The sequence below is a fragment of the Paenibacillus dendritiformis genome, assembly GCF_021654795.1.
GTDB lineage: Bacteria > Bacillota > Bacilli > Paenibacillales > Paenibacillaceae > Paenibacillus_B.
The window spans coordinates 5,287,866-5,306,242 of the sequence record NZ_AP025344.1 but is presented as its reverse complement, the minus strand read 5'-3'; the positions used below and the strand labels follow the sequence as shown (position 1 = coordinate 5,306,242).

The following is an 18,377-nucleotide window of genomic DNA, read 5'->3' as shown; positions in this document are numbered from 1 at the left end:
GGCCTATCTTCCGGGGAACTGACGGTGAATCTGCATGAAACGGATGCCGCGCGGCATGATGAGCAAATATACAGGGGAAATGAAAGTATTTATCTGGGCCAGCATGATCAACTCGACGGGCGGCGCGCTGATGTGGCCCTTGACAACGCTGTTCGTGCATACGCAGCTGAACCGGTCGCTGGCGGATGCGGGCTTTGTCATTTTGATGCAGATGCTGGGCGGATTTTTCGGCCAGCTGCTGGGCGGAGGGCTCTATTACCGCCTCGGAGTGCGGAGGCTGCTAATCGGCGCGCTCGCCGCCACCTCGCTGCTGCAGCTGTCGCTGGTCGTGACGGCGCATGCCGACTGGTGGCTGTACGTGGCGACGATGACGGTGCTAGGCCTGACCAATTCGGCCTCGATGCCGGCAATCCAGTCGTTCGTCGGCTTCCGCTGGGCGGACCGGCGGGAGGAGTTGTTCAACGTCATCTATGTCGGGAACAATGTCGGGGTCGCGCTGGGCACCGCGCTGAGCGGGGTGTTGGCGGATATCTCCTTCAATCTGACGTTCGCGCTCAACGGGCTGACGTCCGCCGGCTTCGCCCTGTTCTTCTACCGCTTCCTGCGGGGACAGACCGAGGAGGCGGATGCGGGCGGCGCGGTGAACGGAACCGCGGCGAAAGAAACGTCGGTGAATGGTACGCCGATGGAAGGATCGTCTGTCGATCGAGCGGCAGTGAATGGTACGTCGATTAATGGAGCGTCAGTGAATGGCTCATTGGCGGAAGGATCGTCCGTGAAGGGAGACCCGGCGGATGGAGGCAGCGGGGAGGAGCAGACAACTGCCGCTCCAGGGACCCAGCGGGGCGTCCTGCCGGAGCGCAGTCTGTGGGAGAAGATGTCCGCCTACCGGATATATCTCTTCATGTCGGTAGGCACCTTGTTCATCTGGCTTGCCAATTCCCTCTGGGGCACCGGAGTGGCGCCGCATATTGCGGATCAAGGGATGAACTTCTCCATGTACAGCCTGCTTTGGACGCTGAACGGAGTGCTAATCTTCGCGGCGCAGCCGATCACGTCGTGGATGAAGCGGACGATCGCGGTGCCGTTAACGTCGCAGTTGACCTGGAGCGCGATTTTTTATGGATTGGCGTATATCGTCATCTGGTTCCTGCCCTTCTACAGCGGCTTCCTGCTCGCGATGGCGCTCGCCACCTTGGGCGAGATGCTGGTCTCCCCGGCGGTACCCGCCTTCCTGGCGGCCCGCGCAGGGCGGGAGGCGCCCTTCTATATGGGCGTATCCGGGGGAATTGCTTCCATCGGGCGCATGATCGGCCCGTATGTGCTCGGCCTGACCTATGATCGCGGCGGCCTCGGCGGGGTATCGTTCATCTCCGTCCTCATCGCGGTGCTGGCCGTCCTCAGCTTCGTCACCCATGCGGCGCTGCAGCGCAAGGAGCGGTCTCCCCAGCATGACATGATGATGCACGGGTAAGGGCAGAGAACAAGCCATAGCTTCATAATTCTCACTATCATTCTTGGGCATGTAGAGGAACGTAGCTCCACAAGCTTATCTTAAAGGCATGCAGCGGAATGTGGCTTCCCGAGCGCATCTTGAGGCCCGTAGAGGAACGTAGCTTTATAAGCTTACCTGATGAAACGTTGTGGAACCTAGCTTTACAAGCTACTCTTGAGGCATGCAGCGGAATGTAGCTTCCCGAGCGCATCTTGAGGCCCGTAGAGGAACGTAGCTTTATAAGCTTACCTGATGAAACGTTGTGGAACCTAGCTTTACAAGCTACTCTTGAAGGCATGCAGCGGAATGTGGCTTCCCGAGCGCATCTTGAGGCATGCAGCGGAATGTGGCTTCCGCATGTAGAGGAACGTAGCTTTATAAGCTTACCGATGAAACGTTGTGGAACCTAGCTTTACAAGTTACTCTTGAGGCATGCAGCGGAATGTAGCTTCCCGAGCACATCTTGAGGCACGTAGAGGAACGTAGCTTTATAAGCTTACCTGATGAAACGTTGTGGAACCTAGCTTTACAAGCTACTCTTGAGGCATGCAGCGGAATGTGGCTTCCCGAGCACATCTTGAGGCATGTAGAGGAAGGTAGCTTCACAAACCTATCTTAAGCAACATTGCTTAACTCACTGGGACATCCTCGTTTGAAAGGCGGGGATGTTTTTTATTTCTCTACATTGCTCCTAGCCGCCTCCTTTGAGCCTGCAGCTCTATGTATGATGGCACCGAGGAGAGCAATCCTGCAATTTTACAGCATTTTACCGGTGCATAACCCTTTTTTGGTAGGATTCCTGCAAAAAGACAGGATTTTTCGTCCATTCTATCCCGATCCAAGCGATAAGGAGGGAAATTGATGCGCTTTTGCAGTATTTTTCCTTTCGAAAAGGAGGTACGGCACGAATCCTGCACTTTTGCAGGTTTTTTTGCGTTTTTGAACGGGAAGGCTCGCTGCGGCATTGAATCGCCCCTGCCCGAATAGCGTGCCCCCGCCTGCCCTGGCGCGGCACACCTCTCTGCACCAAGTCAGATCCCCTGCCCCTTAGCGCATCATCCGCTCCGCCCGCACGAAGGCGACGAATCGGCGTGCTTCCTCGTAAGTTAGTGGCTCCCCGTCGACCTCGAAGCGAAGGCGGCTCAACGCCAAAGGATCACTCAGCTCGATTCCGGGGGCGGCTTCAGCGGGCTTCGAATCCGGCCGCATGCCCCCGCGGGGAAGCCGGCCGATCAAATAATCAACCGACACGCCGAACAGATCGGCTGCCCGTATCAAGGTCTCGAAGTCGGGCTTGCGCCGGTTCTTCTCGTAATGCGATAGTGCGGCCCGCGTAATGCCTAGCTTCTCCGCCATTTCTTCCTGCGTCCAGCCGCTGCGCTCGCGCAGCTGTCCCAGTCGGCTTCCGAGCTCCATCTTGGTGCTCCTCCTTTGCTTCTAATTTGCTTCTCCTGTGGCTTCGGATGTAACGGCCCCATCGGCCTCTCAGCCCCATCAGCCCCATCAGCCCGTCGCAATCTTGGCCCTCGAAGGCTGTGAGACGGCCAACTCGGCCTGGCACCGAATCTGGTGGCGAGTTGAACCGGTGCCTGACAGCGCTCCGGCGAGACGTGCGTCCGGCATAGGGGCCCGTCTTTGTACACCGGTTTCCGTCGTCTCATTATAGGCCGGTTGTGTCCGGGGCGCAATGAGCATCCAGTTTCGGCCCGGATTGCCGTCCCGGCCCGGATGCTACGGGGCGGCTTATCGGCGGACAAGGCCGCTTCGATGCCCCGGCCTGCCGATGGCGGGTCGCGCGGCCCTCGAAGCGGGGAGAACGGCGGCCGGATATCGGATCGCCGGCTCTGTTCCAAGTCTCAAGCCGATGAGAGCGATCGCAGGCGCGGGATCATTGTTCGGGATCCGCGGGCATATATATAAGTAGGCGTCGTTATGATTCCGGCCATACAGACGCTGCACTGCGGTTCTGCATAGGATGAGGAAATGGGTATTCCAGCCCTCGGCGAGGCGTCCGCGAAGGGGAGCGGCCAAGCGGCTGAACCGTCCGATTCGTCAGAACAAGGAGTTGTGTTACATGAAAATCACTTCTACGCCGCTCGACGGCGTTTTGATGTTGGAACCGAAAGTGTTGGAAGACGGCCGCGGCTTTTTTATGGAAAGCTATCATCGCGAAAAATGGGAGGCTTCCGGTATTCCGCAGACGTTCGTGCAGGATAATCATTCGCTGTCTGCCCGGGCCGGAACGATTCGCGGATTGCATTACCAGTTGGAGCCGATGGCGCAGACGAAGCTGGTGCGGGTGCTTGCCGGCGCCATATATGATGTGGCGGTCGATATCCGCCGCGGATCACCGCGGTTCGGCCAATGGATTGGCGTGATTTTGAGCGCGGCCAACAAGCGGCAGCTCCTGATTCCGCCAGGCTATGCCCACGGATTCTGCACCTTGGTGGATGATACCGAGGTGATGTACAAGGTGGATGCCCACTACGCGCCGGAATGGGATCGGGGGATCCGATGGGATGATCCCGCGATCGGGATACCGTGGCCGGCCTCGGATCCGATAATGTCGGACAAGGACAAGATGCTGCCGCTGCTGGAAAGCGCCGAGACGTTCTCCCTGTCCAGTCTGGAGCGAGGTGGGTGAGATGATGAATCAGGGAAGGATTGTGCTCGTTACCGGAGCGGAGGGCCAGCTCGGCAAAGATATGATGGCGGTGCTGCGCCGCTATGGCGTCCCGGCCCGGGGTTATGGCCGCCAGGAGCTGGATGTGACGGATGCGGAGGAGGTGCTGCGTGTATTTCTGCGGGATCGGCCATCCGCTGTCATTCATGCCGCGGCATATACGAAGGTGGACGAAGCGGAGCTCAATCCGGATCTGGCGTACCAAGTCAATGCCTTCGGCTCGCGCAATGTCGCGGCGGCCGCGAGCCAGGCCGGGGCGAAGCTCGTCTACGTCAGCACGGATTATGTGTTCGACGGCCGGACGACGAAGCCGTACACCGAGACGTCCCGCACTCGCCCGATCAATGTGTACGGCGCGTCGAAGCGGGAAGGGGAGCGGTTCGTGCAGCTTCTGCAGCCGTCCTCCTTCATCGTTCGGACGTCGTGGGTATATGGGCCGCATGGCAATAACTTCGTCAAGACGATGCTGCGTCAAGCGGCGGTCCAGCCGGAGCTCAAAGTGGTGCATGATCAATCGGGCTGCCCTACGTATACGCTCGATCTGGCCGAAATGATCTTGCGGCTGCTGCGGACGAACCGCTTTGGAACATATCATGTCACAAATGCCGGGATCTGCTCCTGGCATGAATTTGCGCTTGCGATTATGGAGGAGGCGGGATTGTCCGTTAAGGTTCGTTCCGTGCCGACATCGCAATTTCCCCGTCCTGCCCGGCGGCCGTCCTTTTCGGCCCTGGAAGGATGGGCGCTGCGCTTGAACGGCTTTCCGCCGATGCGCCCGTGGCGCGAAGCGCTGGCCGATTATTTGCGCCGCTATGCGGCGGGCGGCCCGGTTCGCTAGGAATGGGAACGCCAGGGAGGAGGGAAAGGCATGCGATGCGCTGTAATGGGAGCGCGGGAGGGGGGGCTGGACCTGGCCTGGCGGCTGAGCAAGCTCGGCCATGATGTCTGGCTCGTCCTCCCGGAAGCCGAGGAGGCCGAGCACTGGCGCCGCGTCTGCGCCAGCCGCATGCTGTGCACCGTGCATGCGGACTACGCCGTCCGCCGTGCCGATGCCGTCGTCGTGCCGGGCTCTTGGCCTCGCGGCCGGGGGCTTGCGGAGGCGATGCGCCTCGCCATCGTGGCCGCGCCGGAGGCTGCGCCCGGCTCGACGGAGCGCCTGCGCGGGGGAGGGGAGGCCGGGCCTGCGACCGATGTCGCGTATCTGCCTCCCGCCTGGCTGCAGGCGACCGGCACCGTCCTCCTCGGCACGGCGGACGGGCAGCCGTTGGCGGCGCTTGGGGAGCTGTTCGCGCCGATGAAGCGGCCGGTACGCTATGTGCCGTACCGGGTGGCGGAATACGCGCAGCGCTGGGCTGCGCGCGGAGGGGTGCCGCTCTGGCGGGAGCGTCCCGCCGAACCGGCGGACGAAGAGGCCCGCCGGCTGTGGCGAAGCAGCTGCCGCCCGGAGATGGACAGGGTGGAGCGGCTTCGCTATCCGCCATGGCCCAAGACGATGCCGGGCCTGGGCGGCGGATTGACACGGCAACGCGGGGGACCGGCATGAATCCATTCGGGATGAGGGGAGCAAGCACATGAGAGGGAAGCAATTGCCTACGGCAGTGAAATGCCTGGGCTGCCAGCGCCTGCTGGTCCATGAGGAAGCGATGCTGGTATTTCGGACGGGCTTCTGCGGCGATAATCCGATCGGCGGGTGCGAGCAATGTATCGCGAAGCATCGGCCGTTGAATCGGCTGTGGCGCGTCCGGCTGACGGATTTGCCCTATGAATCGCTGCGTTAGCAAGAGGACAGCGGCATCGCCTTCGGGCCGGATTCCCGTCGGGGCGGGGAAAAAGAGGCAGTTGGAAAGGACAAGGATGTAGTTGCAAGATAGGGGCAAAGCGTGTGGGGAAAGGGTTGTCGCAGAGCAGGGATTGGAATGAGGGCTTGGAAGGGAAACTAGAGAATGGAGAGGAAGAAGGCTGGAGAGGGTGCGAGACACAGCCGTTTCAGGCGCCGGGAGGATGGCGCGGATGATACGGCGGTGAGCAAGAGCTAAGCCAACTAGCATAAACAGAGGGCAGGCGCAAATTACATACGGGGCCACATCTCTCTTGATTGGGGAGAGTGAGCCCCAGAAAAAAAGCAAGCGGCTTGGTTAGCCCGCTTGCTTCGTTCCGGCATTTTCCTCGTCGTCCTGCTTCTCCGGCCGTTCCCGTTCGGGCGGTTCACAGGCGGCGGCAGCGCCGTTCGCGAAGGTTCCTTCCTTCGCTTCCCGCTCCACCATGCTCGTGCCGTTCAGGATGCCGCCTTCCTCGACGACCAGCAGCCCCGATTCGCAATGGCCCAGCACCTGTCCAGACGAGGTGATGAGCAGCCTGCCCGTCGTCTTGATATCGCCGACAACGGTGCCCGCGACGACGACATGGCGGGCGATCAAGGTGGAGTGAGCCTCTCCGCGCTCGCCGACGGTGATCGTGCCGCTGCTGCTCAGCTCGCCCGTAAATTTACCGTCGATGCGCACATTCGACTGCGAGTGAATGGTGCCGTTCATATCGGTGCCGTGGCCGATGAATGTGTCCGTCGGCTTAATCCGCTGGGATGAGCGTTGAAACATCGTAATCCCTCCTGTTTTGACAGATTTGGCTTCATATGTCCGGGGTTATGTGCCGTAGGCAGGCACCGTTTCCGTGATCCACTTCGGAAGCGGCGACAGTCTGGTAACGGAGGCCGGGGAGGATGGGGAAGACCCGGGACCGGTACTCTCGGAACCGGATGTCCGGGAACTTCCAAGGTACTCTATGCCACCGAAAGCGTCTGAACGGTTCTTGACTCGGGAAGACCAGGCCCCCCCAGAACCCGCAGGACTCCCCGCGGCGCCGGAGGCGGCAGAGATCTTAACGGACCGTCCCTCTGCCGGGGTGCCCGCGGATGCCTTCGTCAGGAACGGAAGCGGATCGATCGGTTCGCCCCGCTGGACAATCTGGAAGTGGAGATGCGGCCCGGTGCTGCGGCCGGTCGTGCCTAGCGCGCCAATCGTGTCGCCTTTGCCGACCTTGTCGCCCACGGAGACGCGGATTCGCTGCAGATGCATATACCAGGTGTCCAATTGATTGACATGCCGGATAATAATATAATTGCCCCGCGAAGCGTTGAACCCGGCTTCGATCACTTCTCCCTCGGCCGCTGCGAGGACGGAGTCGCCCGTCTCGCCGCCAATGTCAATGCCGGCATGGAATGCGGCATATCCGGTCAACGGGTCCTTCCGGTACCCGAAGCTGGAGGTCAAGCGACGTGACTTTGTCGGCCAGACGGACGGCGTTCCCGCGATGAGTTCCTGCTTCTTCTGCGCTTGATTCAAGACGGCCGGCGCATTGCGCTGTATGGAAGACAGCATGCGCTTCATCTGGACGAGATCCAGCCGCGAGCGCTCGGCCAACTCCAGCATCTGCTCCGTACTGACCCCAATCTCCTCGCCGCCGACCTGCCGGTGCTCGTTCCTGCCGGCGGTGCGGACGAAGCGGGCTTGCTTCCCGCCGCTATCCTTGGACACCCCGGAATTTCCTTCCACGAAGTCTTCCAATTGCTTCTCGAGGCTGCTCATGTGATTGATCCGCTGCTTGACGGTCTCGGTCTCCGAAGAGAGGCGGACGATCTCATTCTGCAGCCGTTGAATCGCTTCGTCCTTATTCTTGACCGTAACTTCAAGCGCCTCGGACTGGTTAGACAGCAGGCCTTCCAACTCGCGGATCTCCGCCGCGGCCTTCCACTGCATGCTCAGCACCAGACCCGATATCGACAAGACGGCGGCAATCGGGACGGAGACAACGAGCATTTTCGGCACATTCATCTGCTTGACCGCTTGCTCCGCGTCGCGGATGACGAGCAGTGTCATTCGGCCATTCCACCAACGCCCTTTCATCACATCACCTCGGATTCCGCGTAATCTTGCAAAGTCTACCTATTGCACTCTATTCCACTGTCCCGCTATACAGAACGGTTATCTGTCCGAATGAGCGATTTTGCACGTATGATTAGGCCGAAAAATACACAATACTGGAAGGATAGGGGGGACCGGAAGGATGAGAACAGGAACGGGATGCCGAACGGGCAGAGTTGACAGGAGGCCTGCACTGATGTAATACATGAAATAAGTCCTGCAAAGGCAACGAGGTCAATGACAGGCGGAGGTTAGAAAAATTGATGTTATGGCTGGTAGTCGCCTTGCTCATATACATATTTCAGATTTTTACAATCGTGTTGCTGGAGTACAAGCAGCCTTCCAAGGCGGTAGCCTGGCTGCTGGTTCTGTTCTGCTTCCCGCTGATCGGCTTCGTCATGTACTACTTCCTCGCCCAGGAATATACGGCCCGGCGCCGGGTACGGAAAAGGGGAGGCTGGGGGCATCCCGAGAACCGGACCCGCGCCATCGGAATCCGGACGGTGAGCCGTCCGGACGAGCTGAACAACCCGCAAATGCATAGCCAGGAACGCTTGTTCGAGCTCATCTCTTCTCTCTCGGAAAGCCCGATTACGAGCTGCAACGAGACGCGGGTGCTGACGAATGGACAAGCCACGTTCGAAGCGATGCTGTCCGCTATCCGGGAAGCGAAGCATCATATCCATATGGAATTTTATATTTTGCGGGACGACGGCATCGGCACCGTCTTCCAGCAGGCGCTTATCGCCAAGGCGAAGGAAGGGGTCCGCGTCCGCATCGTGGCCGACGGCGTCGGCAGCATCGAACTGCGCCGCAAATACTTGCGGACGTTCAAGGAAGCGGGCGTGGAATTTCATTGGTTCCTGCCGCTGTCCGTTTCGTTTTTCCGCCGCCGCCTCAATTACCGCAATCATCGGAAGCTGCTTATCGTAGACGGGCGGATCGGCTTTGTCGGCGGAATGAATATCGGCGACGATTATTTGGGGTTGGACCGCAAGCTTGGTTTTTGGCGCGATACGCATTTGCAGGTTGAAGGAGATGCGGTTTATGCGCTGCAGGCGATTTTTCTGCACGACTGGACGTTCGTGACCGAGCAGTCCCTGCCGGTTCGCGAGCTGTTTCCGCCCCATCAATGCAAGGGGAAGGAGCAGGTAAAGATGATCTCGAGCGGGCCGGACGCAAGCTGGGATGCGATTCAGGAGCTGTTCTTCGGGGTGCTCGGTTCCGCGCGGGAGCGGGTCTGGATCATTACGCCGTACTTCATTCCCGACGCCAGCGTGCGCCTCGCGATCAAGACGGCCGCCGTCAGCGGGATCGATGTCCGGATCATTATTCCGGGCAAATCGGATTCGCGTCTCGTCGATTGGGCCTCTCTGTCTTACGTGGAGGAGCTGCTGCAGGCGGGCGTCCGCTTCTATCAGTACCAGAAAGGCTTCGCGCACGCGAAAACCTTCCTCATGGACCGGACATTGGGATGCGTGGGAACGGCGAACCTCGATATGCGAAGCTTTTTCAGCAACTTCGAAGTCAACGCGGTGCTGTTCGAAGCATCGGCGGTCGATCGGATTGAGGAAGATTTTTTGCGCGACTTCGAAGACAGCGTCGAGATCGATTACAACAAGTTCGTCACCCGTTCCCGCGGACAGCGCGCCGCCGAAGCCCTCATGCGGCTGCTGTCGCCTCTGCTGTAACTCGCTAATGCACGTTCGACGTTCGGAAGTCAGCCTTTGCGTGAACGGATGGCCTGAATCTGGCTGGAGAAGGCCTCCAGAATCGGCTCGATTGCCAGTGGTTCGGCTTCGCGGATCAGATCGCCGACCTGGGCAAGCCGATCGGCCGCATTGAGCAGATGGTAATCTCGCGGCTTCGGGTTGCGCTTCACCTCGTCCCAGGTGAGCGGCATTGAGACCGAAGCGTACGGCGTTGCCCGCGGCGTGTAGGGCGCTGCGATTGTCCGGGAGGCATCATGCTGCATGTAATCGATATAAATGCGGGTGCCCCGGTTCTTCTTCAGCCGCTCGATCGTGAACAGCTGCGGGTGCAGCTCGCACAGATAGATCGCGAGCATCTCGCCCAGTTCGCGGAGCTGCATGAAGGTCGGGCCGCGCTTGATTGGCACGATAAGCTGCACGCCGGTGGCCCCGGATGTCTTCGGGATCGTCCGGATCCCAATCCGCTCCATCGCCTCTCCCACGATCCAGGCGGCCTCCATAATGCGCTCTTCCTCCCGAACGGACGGATCCAGGTCGATAATCCACTCGGCCGGGAGCGGGTCGCCGATGCGGTGCAGCGAGGGATGGAACTCGATGCAGGAGAGATTGGCCAGCCACAGCAGCGTAGGCACGTTTTGGAGCACGATATAGCGGATATCCCCGGACATGGCGGTCTCGACGAAGGAGGGGGCTCCGGGCGGCACGTTTTTCTGGTAAAAAAATTCCCCGGGAACGCCATGCGGATACCGGATCGTCGTCAGGAAGCGGTCGCGGCACGCCGCCAGCAAATAAGGGCTCAGCCGGATCATTTCCCGGATATAGTCCGTCTTCGTTATGCCCGCCTCCGGCCACAACAGCTTGTTCGGATTCGTGATCTGGATCTCATGCCCTTCTACCATTAAGGACGCGGGCGGTTCTTTGCTGGCCATAGTCCCACCTTCCTGTTGCTTCATTCCGATTCTTATAAGCTCGTCTTCTGACTTTTTCATTCCTAACGCGAACTTGGCGTTCTTCCGTTATTTCAGTAGCGGCAGCGTATCGATGCGCGGATGGCGGAGCTGCCCGGTCGGCGTATATTCCAGGGCCGCGGCCCGGCACGGAATGGGCACGCTCATCCAGACGATCGGCTCCCGGCGGAGAGCCGGAATCGGTCCTCCGGGCGGACTTGCGGCTGGATAACGCGCCGCCCAGCCTTCCAGCAGCTGCCGTCGGATCTCATCGAGTCCGATGGACGCCTTGCCGATATAGCGTCCTTCCAAGTCGGTCAAGACGACGCTGGCCGGGCGGCCGTTATTGATCATATAGCCGACCGTCAGAGCTTCGACCAGAAGATCCTTTTTATGCTTGAACCAGTCCTGATGCCGCTTGCCCTCCTGGTATGGAGAGCTTCGCCTTTTGCTGACGACGCCTTCCCAGCCGTGCTGCTCCACCCATTCCCATAATTGATCGCCATCCTCGAAAATATCCGCGACGAAGCAGGCGGGATGCTTCTCGGGAAACAGCTCCAGCAGCAAGCGGTGCCGCTCCTCATAGGGAAGCCTCCTCACATTCCGTTCTCCGATCCCGAGCACGTCGAAGAGAACGTAGACAGCGGGAAGGGACCCGTCGGGCCGCTGGCGCATCCGTTCCCGTTGGAGCGCCAACGGAAAAGAAGGCCGTCCCAGATTCGGATCGAAGACGACGACCTCCCCGTCGAGCAGCAGCGTCCGGCCGCGAAGCTCGGGCCGCGCTTCCATCATGGCCGTCACGTCCGCATAGATGGACGTCTTCTCCAGCATCCGCTTGGAGAACAGCCGCACCCGGCCCTGAATGCACACGGCGAGCATTCGGACGCCATCCCATTTCAGTTGATGAAGCCAATCCTCGCCCGTGGGGATGCGGTCGCTCCGAAGCGGAGACATCGGCGCCGAGGGCAGCGCCAGAGAAGGAGGGAGCGCCTCGGAGAAGACCCCGGGGTTCCGTTCATCCGGCTCCGTCCGCTGTCCCGGGCCTTCCATCGGCGGCCGCGGCACTAGGTCTCCGTCCGTGCCCGCTTGCGCCGCGTGCCGCCCGTGGCGGCCGGCTCCTCGCCGTCATTGGCCGCCTTCTGCGCGCCGGCTTCCGCCTTGCGGGACGTCTTCTTGCGCCGCGGGGCGGCTTCCTCGGCAGGCGTATCGGCGGCCGCTGCCGCAGGAGCGGCTTTTTTACGCCGCTTCGGTTCCGCCGCTGCGCCAGGAGCCGCTGCCGCCGCCGGGCCCGGATCGGTGCCGATCGGCCGCGGCCCCTTCATCGCCTCGATGCTGGCCTGCAGCGCCGCCATCAGGTCGACGACATTGGCGGCCGGCTGGGCGGCCGGAGCGGTGCGGACTTCTTCGCCCGCGATCTTTTGCCCAATCCGCTGCAACAGGCGCTGGCGGTATTCATCCGTGTACTGCTCGGGCTCGAAGGCGGTAGACAGCTGGCCGATAAGCAGCTTCGCCATCTCCAGCTCCTTCGGATTGACCTCCACATGCTCCGGAATATTCGGCACCTGCGTGACCGCCCGAATCTCGTCCGGATAGAACATTGTCTCCATCACGAGGCAATTTTCGATGACGCGAATGGCCGCGAGACTGCTCTTAGCCCGAATGGTCACCTTGGCGATGCCGATCTTGCCTGTCTGCACCAACGCCTCGCGCAGCAGTTGATAAGCGTTGTTCCCGGCCTGATCGGGAGATAAATAATACGTCTTCTGATAATAAATCGGATCAATTTCGGCCAGGTCGACGAAATCAAGAATCGCGATCGCCCGGCTGGCATCATCCTGCAGCTGCTCCAGCTCATCTTTGTCGAACAGGACAAATTTCCCTTTTTCATACTCATAGCCCTTCACGATCTCGTCCCAGCCGACCTCTTCCTTGCAGACCGGGCAGGAGCGGACATAGGAGAGCGGGCTGCCGCATTCCTTGTGTATCATTCGCATCGAGATGTCTTTGTCTTCGGTGGCGGTATGCATTTTGACGGGGACATGGACCAAGCCGAAGCTGATTGCCCCTTTCCAGACCGTATGCATCAATTATCCTCCTTGCGCCTGTTCACTCATTGCCTGCACATCGTTGCGCGGCATCTGTATCACCATATTCATGAAGTTCCTGCCTGTATGTCAGTGTTCAACCTGCGACTTTTTGGACAACCTCTATAGGTAAGTATGCGATAGTTCGCTTTCTTCTACGCATGCATGAAAAAGCCGCCTTTGCGTCACGTTAAGGCGTAGATGGAGCGGAAGGGAGGTTTGGACATGGATGCGCATCGCGCAAAGCATATTTTGGAAATGAAGGACACCGTACCCGTCCAGCTGGACGGCGAACAACCGGTGTGGATTGAGAGCGTGGATGTCGCCAATGGGATGGCGACGGTGCAAGTCGGGAACAACCCGCTAAATACCGAGACGGTATCGGTTGACCGCTTGAAGGAGCCGAACCAATAGTCGGATGGCAGGAGTCGGACCTCCCGCCTCAAGCACAGGAGCGGGAGCAGGGAAGGCGCGTGGTTAGCATCGGCCTTCCCGTCTTGTCATTGACCTGCGGTTCGGAACTTGCTCCGCCAACGGGACATAAGAAGGAAGATGGCAGGAAGCAGCAAGATGGCGGCGGCCCCGTCCCATAGCAGCCGATCCGGCGGGATGACCTCATCCGCGAACAGACGGAAGAAGGCATAGCCGGTGTAGGGCAGCACGAGAAGGACGGCGGTGACGACGCCGGGCGTTATGCTTTGGGTATACAGGCACAAGCCGATATGGGTGAATACATGCAGGAAGAAGATAAGGAGCAGAATCAGATACAGGTCGTAGAAGGAAAACATCACGGCCGCCACCGTGGAGGCAACGACGACCAGAAACACCCAAAAGACATCGCCCGCGAAATCCCGCGTCGTCATGCGCAGGCTGCTCGAGGCAAAGCGGCGGGCCAAGGGAGACATCTTCTCCAAAATGCGGCCGCCGTGGCGGCGAAGCCAGGGCTCGACATAGAGGATTTCCTCGAAATCATGGAACATGAACACGATCGGAAACAGCCACATGACCGTGATCGCATCAAGATGAGCGGCTATCCAGCCGGTAACGGCATCGTTCATCATTACTCCTCCTTCTCCCCATGAAGCAGCATGCCTTGCAGGAACAGGCGTGCGGTATGAGCGCCCAGCTCCTCCGGCGTTCTCTCTCCGGTCGCGGCATAACGGTAGACGAGTCTCTCTATCGCCGCCACGATCGATTCGGCCGCCAGCTCCGGATCGATGTCCGGCTTAACGATGCCCAGCGACTGGTTATGAAGCATATTGGCGATGATCTGGCGCACGATGCGTTCCCGTACCTGCTCGCTGTCGTCGGAGATTTGCAGCGCAATCTTCGTCAGCTGCGGTTGTTCCCCGAACAGCCGGAATATGCCGGTCAGCGCCGAGACGATGAACTTCTCGACATCCGAAGCGGGGAGATGCTTCACTTCGGAACCTGCGTTGCCCAGGCGCAGCAGCTGCTCATTGAACTGCTCCAGAAGCTGTGCGGCCAGATCGTCCTTGCTTTTGAAATACAGATAAAAAGCGGCTTGAGTCAGCCCCGCCCCGGCGACGATGTCGCTGACCTTCGTGCCGCGCACCCCCTTGGCGGCGAATAATTGCCCGGCCGATTCCATCAGCCTCCGCTTGCTCTCCTGCGCGGTATTCCGAGCCAATAGGCCCACCTCCTCCTCTTTGATAACTAATTAGTTAGTAACATTTTATCATTCCGGTTCTGCCGTGTAAAGGGAGCCTCCGCTGGGCCTTGAAAAAACAGATGAATCAGCCCCAAATGAGGAATCCTAGTGAAGAAGGAAGAGTGTATTCATTCCGGCGGCTTTCCTGGATTTTCCGTTCAATGAGCTTGATAAGGAGCGAGCGTCCGGTACGGAACCGTCTTGGAACGAGGGATACAGCAAGCCGGAGCGCTGCCGGCCCCCTTGCGGCTTGTAAGGAGAGTCGGGATTTTTGTGTTATAATGAGGTGTCAGTAACAGTTGAATGTCGTGGAGGGAATTATGAACCAATCAGCGGAATTCGCCTTTTACTCCGCGAGCGAAGCGGATACGGAACGGTTGGCCGCGAAGCTGGCCGAACGCTGTCAGCCCGGCACGGTCATCGCGCTCGATGGGGATCTGGGGGCGGGGAAGACCCGCTTCTCGCAGGCGGTCGCCCGTGCGCTCGGCATCGAGGGGATCGTCAACAGTCCGACGTTTACGATAATCAAGGAATATGACAGCGGCCGGCTGCCGCTCTATCATATGGATGTGTACCGCATCTCGATGGCGGAAGCGGACGAGCTGGGGCTGGATGAGTACTTATATGGCGACGGCGTGTCGCTGGTCGAGTGGTCGAGCCTGATTACGCCGCTGCTGCCGCCGCGTTATTTGCATCTTTTTATGCAGACGGAAGGCGAGACCGAGCGGATTATTCGCTTGACCGCCTACGGGGAGCCTTATGTAAGCTGGGTTAACGAACTTAAACGGATGGGAGTCTGACATCGTGCATCAACAGGATCATAACAGAACGCGGGTGCTGGCCCTGGATACGTCGACGGCCGCTCTCACCGCCGCCCTGCTCGAAGGGGGCGCGCTCGTGGACGAGCGCCATTCCCTGGCCGAGCGCAATCATTCGATTAAGCTGCTGCCGACGGTGCAGTCGCTGATGGCGGATAACGGATGGAGCGGGAAGTCGACGGAGCTTGTCGCCGTCGGTGTCGGCCCCGGATCGTATACGGGCGTGCGCATCGCGGTCACGGCCGGGAAGACGATGGCCTGGGCATGGGACAAGCCGGTGATCGGCGTATCCAGCCTGGAGGCTCTGGCGCTCTCCGGCATGCACCAGGCCGAGCGGGCCGGGGCGGCAGGGGGCCGTTCGGGGCGCATCCTCGTCTACCCGCTGATGGATGCGAGAAGGGGCCAAGTCTATACGGCTCCCTTCGCTTGGAAAGGAAGCGGGAATAAGGGCCTGCTGGATGGCGCGGAACGCCATGGCGAGGACGGGATTCGCCTGTTCTCGCTGGTGGCCGAGGAAGCGTCCCGGGCGCTGCAGGCTGAGGCGGAAGGCGCGGATCATCCGCAGGCGGCCGGATCCGTGTGGTTCGTCGGCGACACCGGAGCGCAGCAGGAAGCCCTGCATGGCCTGCAGGCCCAATGGGGAGAGCGGGTTCGCGTCATCCCGTGCGGGATGGAGGCGGGCTGGATCGGCCGTCTCGGGCTGCGCGCTTATGCCGCGGGCGAACGGACGGACACCCATCGGCTCGAGCCGAACTATACGCAGTTGGCGGAAGCGGAAGCGAAGCTGCTGGCGAAGGAACGGGCGGACCGGAGGCAGCAGTAAGAGAAGGGAGTATGGCAGATGGGACAACGGCCTGAATACGATGAGGATGAACGGGAAGCATTCGGCGGAGTGGAATTCCGTCCGATGCGGCTGGAGGATATTCCCGGCGTGCTGGAGGTGGAGCATGCTTCGTTCACGGTGCCGTGGACGATGGACGCGTTCCGGAATGAATTGACGCAGAACCATTTTGCCAAATATACGGTGATGCTTCATGGCGATCGCATTATCGGCTATTCCGGCATGTGGACGGTCGTGGATGAAGCTCATATTACCAATATCGCCGTTCATCCCGATTTCCGGGGGCAGAAGCTCGGGGAGCGCTTGCTGCGGGAGATGGTCGTTCAGGCGATGGCCTATGGCATGGAGGCGATGACGCTGGAGGTTCGGGTGTCGAATCATATTGCCCAGCGGCTGTATGCGAAGTTCGGCTTTCGGGGAGCGGGCGTGCGCAAAGGATACTATTCGGATAACAAGGAAGATGCGCTCATTATGTGGACCGACCTGAAAGCGTTGGCGGGCTCTTCCTTGCAACAAGCGGAATAAAGCAGGTGACATTCGTGAATATACCAAGTTCTCATACCCATCCGGCGGAAGCGGATATCATACTCGCGATCGAGACAAGCTGCGACGAGACGTCGGTCGCCATCGTCCGCGGCGGGCGCGAGGTGCTGGCCAACCAAGTATCAAGCCAGATCGGCGTCCACCAGCGCTTCGGCGGCGTCGTGCCGGAGATCGCTTCGCGCAAGCATGTGGAGACGATTACCGTCATGCTGGAGGAAGCGGTCAAGCAGGCAGGCATTGCCCTGTCCGACATTACGGCCGTCGCGGTCACCCAGGGGCCGGGGCTTGTCGGTTCGCTGCTCGTCGGCATCGTGGCGGCGAAGTCGCTGGCGATGGCTCTGGACGTTCCGCTCATCGGGACGCATCATATCGCCGGACATATTTATGCGAACCGGCTCGTGCAGGAGCTGGCTTATCCATGCATGGCGCTCGTCGTCAGCGGCGGGCATACGGAGCTGGTTCATCTGGAGCGGGAGGGCGTGTTCCGCGTCATCGGAAGCACGCGCGACGACGCAGTCGGCGAAGCTTACGACAAGGTCGCCCGCGCGGTCGGCTTCCCGTATCCGGGCGGTCCGCATGTCGACCGCCTCGCCGTGGACGCGGACGACGCGATCACGCTGCCGCGAGCCTGGCTGGAGCCTGATTCCTATGATTTCAGCTTCAGCGGACTGAAGTCCGCCGTGCTGAACGTCGTCAATCAGGCGAAGATGCGGGGCGAGCCGCCGATGTATGCGGCCGTCGCCCGCGGATTCCAGGAATCCGTCATCGACGTGTTGACGGAGAAAGCGATGCGCGCCGTGAAGGAATATGGCGCGGCCCAATTGCTGCTCTGCGGCGGCGTGGCCGCCAACCGCGGATTGCGATCGGCGCTGGCCGGGCGCTGCGAGGCCGAAGGCGTGCCGCTCTTGATTCCGCCGTTCGAATATTGCACCGACAATGCGGCCATGATCGCGGCGGCGGCGCATCTCAAGTGGAAGCACGGGCAGTTTGCTCCGCTTGATTTCCAGGCGCAGCCGCTGTTCTCGCTTGAGGCGTGGTCGGTGGAATAGCTGCCGGGCGCTGACGGACGGGAGGGGCGGAACCTTTTTACAAATTAGGTGTTGACTCGCAACCACCGGGACAATATAATAGTCATCAAACCTCAATCCTTCCATGGAATGGGAATATCGGTTGACACGCAATGAACAGGAGCAGTAGAGGATAACGGTCGGAATCAGAGAGCTGCGGGACGGTGCGACGCAGCGGCGGTTGCCTTGAACTCGCCTGGGAGCGGAACGGCGGAATGCTGGCTTGGGATGCGGATGCAGATCCTCAGGCGCGGCGGTATGCCGTTACGGAGCCCCCGTCATCGGGCGCGCGCATCGCCATGATCCGGATTCGGCGGTGTACGCCTAAGCGGACGAACGCTTCATCTTGAGCGCGAAGATGAAGGTCGTCAACTAGAGTGGTACCACGGCATCTACCTGTCGTCTCTAACGAGACGTCAGGTTTTTTTGTTATCAAGAACATGCATATATCGAACACGTAGAACGGGAGCAGTAAGACAAGGAAGCCGATCAGAGAGCTGCGGGGTGGTGCGACGCAGCGGCGGAATGTCTGAACTCGCCCGGGAGTGGAGCGGCTGAACAGGCTCATGGCGTCCGGGAGGATGCCCAAGGGCAGTAG

19 protein-coding genes and 1 other annotated feature (1 of these 20 only partly in view) are annotated in these 18,377 nt (G+C 60.1%); of the genes, 11 read left to right on the top strand and 8 right to left on the bottom strand.

All coding sequences use genetic code 11. The features are described from left to right. Positions 1-34 precede the first annotated feature (34 nt). Positions 35-1,474: an MFS transporter gene (locus tag L6439_RS23565; protein WP_237096626.1), complete on the top strand. Its 1,440-nt coding sequence runs from the start codon at positions 35-37 to the stop codon at positions 1,472-1,474. Between the two features lie 1,068 nt (positions 1,475-2,542). Here L6439_RS23565 and L6439_RS23560 read toward each other — a convergent pair. Further along, entirely contained in the window at positions 2,543-2,911 is a 369-nt protein-coding gene (locus L6439_RS23560) for a helix-turn-helix domain-containing protein (protein ID WP_168181421.1), read from the bottom strand. Positions 2,912-3,569: 658 nt separating this feature from the next. Here L6439_RS23560 and rfbC point away from each other — a divergent pair. From rfbC to L6439_RS23540, 4 genes are read left to right on the top strand one after another with little or no spacing between them, the layout of a single operon-like run. Continuing rightward, entirely contained in the window at positions 3,570-4,139 is a 570-nt protein-coding gene (rfbC, locus tag L6439_RS23555) for a dTDP-4-dehydrorhamnose 3,5-epimerase (RefSeq protein ID WP_168181422.1), read from the top strand. Positions 4,140-4,143: 4 nt separating this feature from the next. Beyond that, positions 4,144-5,016 (top strand): dTDP-4-dehydrorhamnose reductase, encoded by an 873-nt coding sequence (rfbD, locus tag L6439_RS23550; protein ID WP_168181423.1) that lies wholly within the window; start codon positions 4,144-4,146, stop codon positions 5,014-5,016. 30 nt (positions 5,017-5,046) lie between these two features. Further along, complete coding sequence (locus tag L6439_RS23545) at positions 5,047-5,721, top strand: ATPase (RefSeq protein ID WP_213470604.1); 675 nt, start codon at positions 5,047-5,049, stop codon at positions 5,719-5,721. 28 nt (positions 5,722-5,749) lie between these two features. Next, positions 5,750-5,956, top strand: a complete 207-nt coding sequence (locus L6439_RS23540; RefSeq protein ID WP_213470605.1) for a diaminopimelate decarboxylase — start codon at positions 5,750-5,752, stop codon at positions 5,954-5,956. 357 nt (positions 5,957-6,313) lie between these two features. On the opposite strand, the gene L6439_RS23535 is transcribed toward L6439_RS23540, so the two are convergent. Together L6439_RS23535 and L6439_RS23530 are read right to left on the bottom strand one after the other, a co-directional pair. Then, positions 6,314-6,772, bottom strand: a complete 459-nt coding sequence (locus tag L6439_RS23535) for a bactofilin family protein (RefSeq protein WP_168182831.1) — start codon at positions 6,770-6,772, stop codon at positions 6,314-6,316. A 45-nt stretch (positions 6,773-6,817) separates the two neighbouring features. Next, complete coding sequence (locus L6439_RS23530) at positions 6,818-8,077, bottom strand: peptidoglycan DD-metalloendopeptidase family protein (RefSeq protein WP_213470606.1); 1,260 nt, start codon at positions 8,075-8,077, stop codon at positions 6,818-6,820. 281 nt (positions 8,078-8,358) lie between these two features. Between L6439_RS23530 and cls the strand changes: the two genes are divergently transcribed. Continuing rightward, positions 8,359-9,786, top strand: a complete 1,428-nt coding sequence (gene cls, locus L6439_RS23525) for a cardiolipin synthase (RefSeq protein WP_213470607.1) — start codon at positions 8,359-8,361, stop codon at positions 9,784-9,786. 29 nt (positions 9,787-9,815) lie between these two features. On the opposite strand, the gene ligD is transcribed toward cls, so the two are convergent. From ligD to ku, 3 genes are all read right to left on the bottom strand, one after another. After that, on the bottom strand, positions 9,816-10,736 hold the full coding sequence (ligD, locus tag L6439_RS23520) for a non-homologous end-joining DNA ligase (protein WP_168182833.1): 921 nt from the start codon (positions 10,734-10,736) through the stop codon (positions 9,816-9,818). Positions 10,737-10,823: 87 nt separating this feature from the next. After that, positions 10,824-11,819 carry an ATP-dependent DNA ligase gene (locus tag L6439_RS23515; RefSeq protein WP_213470608.1) on the bottom strand — a complete coding sequence of 332 codons (996 nt, stop codon included), beginning with the start codon at positions 11,817-11,819 and terminating at the stop codon, positions 10,824-10,826. Beyond that, positions 11,819-12,838 (bottom strand): non-homologous end joining protein Ku, encoded by a 1,020-nt coding sequence (gene ku, locus L6439_RS23510; protein ID WP_213470609.1) that lies wholly within the window; start codon positions 12,836-12,838, stop codon positions 11,819-11,821. Before ku ends, L6439_RS23515 begins: the two co-directional genes overlap by 1 nt. A gap of 225 nt (positions 12,839-13,063) precedes the next feature. Between ku and L6439_RS23505 the strand changes: the two genes are divergently transcribed. Then, the gene (locus L6439_RS23505; RefSeq protein ID WP_168182836.1) at positions 13,064-13,252 is read left to right on the top strand and encodes an H-type small acid-soluble spore protein; all 189 of its coding nucleotides are present in this window, start codon (positions 13,064-13,066) and stop codon (positions 13,250-13,252) included. Between the two features lie 86 nt (positions 13,253-13,338). Here the strand turns inward: L6439_RS23505 and L6439_RS23500 are convergent, their stop codons facing one another. Continuing rightward, positions 13,339-13,899: an HXXEE domain-containing protein gene (locus tag L6439_RS23500; protein WP_237096625.1), complete on the bottom strand. Its 561-nt coding sequence runs from the start codon at positions 13,897-13,899 to the stop codon at positions 13,339-13,341. Beyond that, positions 13,899-14,498, bottom strand: a complete 600-nt coding sequence (locus L6439_RS23495; RefSeq protein WP_237096624.1) for a TetR/AcrR family transcriptional regulator — start codon at positions 14,496-14,498, stop codon at positions 13,899-13,901. Before L6439_RS23495 ends, L6439_RS23500 begins: the two co-directional genes overlap by 1 nt. A 332-nt stretch (positions 14,499-14,830) precedes the next feature. Here L6439_RS23495 and tsaE point away from each other — a divergent pair, with 332 nt between their 5' ends. The 4 genes from tsaE to tsaD are packed head-to-tail and all read left to right on the top strand — an operon-like array spanning position 14,831 to position 17,761. Continuing rightward, positions 14,831-15,310 carry a tRNA (adenosine(37)-N6)-threonylcarbamoyltransferase complex ATPase subunit type 1 TsaE gene (gene tsaE / locus L6439_RS23490; protein ID WP_168182839.1) on the top strand — a complete coding sequence of 160 codons (480 nt, stop codon included), beginning with the start codon at positions 14,831-14,833 and terminating at the stop codon, positions 15,308-15,310. A 4-nt stretch (positions 15,311-15,314) separates the two neighbouring features. Beyond that, positions 15,315-16,151 carry a tRNA (adenosine(37)-N6)-threonylcarbamoyltransferase complex dimerization subunit type 1 TsaB gene (tsaB, locus tag L6439_RS23485; RefSeq protein WP_213470613.1) on the top strand — a complete coding sequence of 279 codons (837 nt, stop codon included), beginning with the start codon at positions 15,315-15,317 and terminating at the stop codon, positions 16,149-16,151. A gap of 18 nt (positions 16,152-16,169) precedes the next feature. Beyond that, the gene (rimI, locus tag L6439_RS23480) at positions 16,170-16,694 is read left to right on the top strand and encodes a ribosomal protein S18-alanine N-acetyltransferase (RefSeq protein ID WP_168181884.1); all 525 of its coding nucleotides are present in this window, start codon (positions 16,170-16,172) and stop codon (positions 16,692-16,694) included. Positions 16,695-16,708: 14 nt separating this feature from the next. Next, positions 16,709-17,761 carry a tRNA (adenosine(37)-N6)-threonylcarbamoyltransferase complex transferase subunit TsaD gene (gene tsaD, locus L6439_RS23475; protein ID WP_168181885.1) on the top strand — a complete coding sequence of 351 codons (1,053 nt, stop codon included), beginning with the start codon at positions 16,709-16,711 and terminating at the stop codon, positions 17,759-17,761. A 467-nt stretch (positions 17,762-18,228) separates the two neighbouring features. After that, positions 18,229-18,377, top strand: a binding site (T-box leader); it runs 109 nt beyond the window's last position.

Excerpts from the sequence above, each read along its gene's own strand:
- rfbD (WP_168181423.1), top strand. The coding sequence starts at position 4,144 with ATGAATCAGGGAAGGATTGTGCTCGTTACCGGAGCGGAGGGCCAGCTC.
- L6439_RS23540 (WP_213470605.1), top strand. The coding sequence starts at position 5,750 with ATGAGAGGGAAGCAATTGCCTACGGCAGTGAAATGCCTGGGCTGCCAG.
- L6439_RS23565 (WP_237096626.1), top strand. The coding sequence starts at position 35 with ATGAAACGGATGCCGCGCGGCATGATGAGCAAATATACAGGGGAAATG.
- L6439_RS23560 (WP_168181421.1), bottom strand. The coding sequence starts at position 2,911 with ATGGAGCTCGGAAGCCGACTGGGACAGCTGCGCGAGCGCAGCGGCTGG.
- tsaE (WP_168182839.1), top strand. The coding sequence starts at position 14,831 with ATGAACCAATCAGCGGAATTCGCCTTTTACTCCGCGAGCGAAGCGGAT.
- rimI (WP_168181884.1), top strand. The coding sequence starts at position 16,170 with ATGGGACAACGGCCTGAATACGATGAGGATGAACGGGAAGCATTCGGC.
- ku (WP_213470609.1), bottom strand. The coding sequence starts at position 12,838 with ATGCATACGGTCTGGAAAGGGGCAATCAGCTTCGGCTTGGTCCATGTC.
- L6439_RS23545 (WP_213470604.1), top strand. The coding sequence starts at position 5,047 with ATGCGATGCGCTGTAATGGGAGCGCGGGAGGGGGGGCTGGACCTGGCC.
- L6439_RS23535 (WP_168182831.1), bottom strand. The coding sequence starts at position 6,772 with ATGTTTCAACGCTCATCCCAGCGGATTAAGCCGACGGACACATTCATC.
- cls (WP_213470607.1), top strand. The coding sequence starts at position 8,359 with ATGTTATGGCTGGTAGTCGCCTTGCTCATATACATATTTCAGATTTTT.
- L6439_RS23530 (WP_213470606.1), bottom strand. The coding sequence starts at position 8,077 with ATGAAAGGGCGTTGGTGGAATGGCCGAATGACACTGCTCGTCATCCGC.
- L6439_RS23500 (WP_237096625.1), bottom strand. The coding sequence starts at position 13,899 with ATGATGAACGATGCCGTTACCGGCTGGATAGCCGCTCATCTTGATGCG.
- L6439_RS23505 (WP_168182836.1), top strand. The coding sequence starts at position 13,064 with ATGGATGCGCATCGCGCAAAGCATATTTTGGAAATGAAGGACACCGTA.
- ligD (WP_168182833.1), bottom strand. The coding sequence starts at position 10,736 with ATGGCCAGCAAAGAACCGCCCGCGTCCTTAATGGTAGAAGGGCATGAG.
- rfbC (WP_168181422.1), top strand. The coding sequence starts at position 3,570 with ATGAAAATCACTTCTACGCCGCTCGACGGCGTTTTGATGTTGGAACCG.